General features: G+C 47.5%; 1 rRNA gene. It reads left to right on the top strand.

Features of this window, described 5'->3' with window-relative positions:
• Positions 1–79: 79 nt before the first annotated feature.
• Positions 80–322, top strand: a 16S ribosomal RNA gene (locus K5S59_RS29275); the annotation flags it as partial.

Here is a 322-nt window from a genome sequence, read left to right as displayed (position 1 = left end):
AGACAAGTTCTTTGAAAACTGAACGAAACAAACAACGTGAAACGTCAATTTTTATTTTTAGATGCTAGACAAACTAACTTTATTGGAGAGTTTGATCCTGGCTCAGGATGAACGCTGGCGGCGTGCCTAATACATGCAAGTCGAGCGAATGGATTGAGAGCTTGCTCTCAAGAAGTTAGCGGCGGACGGGTGAGTAACACGTGGGTAACCTGCCCATAAGACTGGGATAACTCCGGGAAACCGGGGCTAATACCGGATCCTCTTTTAAACTGCGTGGCTCGATGAATTGGAAGGCGGCTTCGGCTGTCACGTATGGATGGAC

This window comes from Bacillus sp. BML-BC051, assembly GCF_019656175.1.
GTDB classification, from domain to species: domain Bacteria; phylum Bacillota; class Bacilli; order Bacillales; family Bacillaceae_G; genus Bacillus_A; species Bacillus_A mobilis.
The sequence above is the reverse complement of the archived record's forward strand: the minus strand, read 5'-3'. Positions and strand labels throughout refer to the sequence as shown.